Annotated in this window: 1 pseudogene; it reads left to right on the top strand. The window is 79.4% G+C overall.

Annotated elements, in window-relative coordinates:
- Positions 1-447 (top strand): annotated as a pseudogene (locus GTW43_RS10555) (hypothetical protein); the annotation flags it as partial.

Below are 447 nucleotides of genomic sequence, written 5' to 3'. Positions count from 1 at the left end.
CGGGTACGCGTACGTGCGGGCGCGGGTGCTGCGCAGGGCGCTCGACGCGGGGCGGCCGCTGCTGCGCGCGGGCCTGCCGCGGCGCGTCCCGTGGCCTCCGCTGCTGCCGCAGGTGTGGGGGCTGCGGCTGTTCCCGAAGTCCGGCGGCGCCGACGAACTGGCCCTGGACCAGCGGCTGTCGGCGCTCACCGGTCCGGCCCGCGCCGCGTACGTGCTGTACGGCCTCGAGCGGCTCGACGACGCGGGCGTGCGCGCGGTGCTCGCGTCGGCGGGCTGCGACGAGGAGGAGCGGGCGGGGGCACTCGCGGAGGCGGGCGGGGTACGGGCGGAGGACGACGCGCGGGCGGCGTCGCTGCTGCGCTCGCCCGAGTTCGACCCGTGCTCGCTGCACGCCCGGCCGCCCGATCTGATGCGGCGGCGCCAGCACGTGAAGGCGGTCGTCGCGGG

It is taken from the genome of Streptomyces sp. SID5785 (genome assembly GCF_009870065.1).
Lineage (GTDB): Bacteria > Actinomycetota > Actinomycetes > Streptomycetales > Streptomycetaceae > Streptomyces.
Note: the sequence above shows the minus strand (reverse complement) of the source record. Positions and strands in the feature narration are given on the sequence as shown.